Source organism: Acuticoccus kandeliae, from assembly GCF_003073115.1.
Map to the genome: position 1 here is coordinate 1 of NZ_QBBV01000104.1, position 354 is coordinate 354.

Consider the following 354-nt stretch of genomic DNA (forward strand, 5'->3'; position numbering starts at 1 on the left):
CGTGGACCGGAGAGCCCCGGCAGGACGAGTGCTCCAGGGAACTGGACGCGCGACTCCGGGCCGACAGAGACCTGAACAGAGCACGGGCCGCAGCCGGCCCGCCGGACATCCGGTGGCAGCACGGCGCGAGTTCTTACGGGGCCGAACCGCGACACCCCCGCGGCAGGAAGAAGAGGACGACCGACGACCATGGCGGGACAGAAGATCCGCATCAGGCTCAAGGCCTATGACCACGAGGCAATCGACGCGTCTGCTCGCAAGATCGTGGAGACCGTGACGCGTACCGGTGCCCGGGTCGTCGGCCCCGTGCCGCTGCCTACCGAGAAGAACGTGTACTGCGTCATCCGCTCGCCG

General features: G+C 68.6%; 1 protein-coding gene. It reads left to right on the forward strand.

The genetic code is table 11. The features are described from left to right. Nucleotides 1-189 precede the first annotated feature (189 nt). On the forward strand, nt 190-354 hold a 165-nt coding region (locus DBV35_RS29505), incomplete at its 3' end, for a 30S ribosomal protein S10 (RefSeq protein ID WP_281262260.1).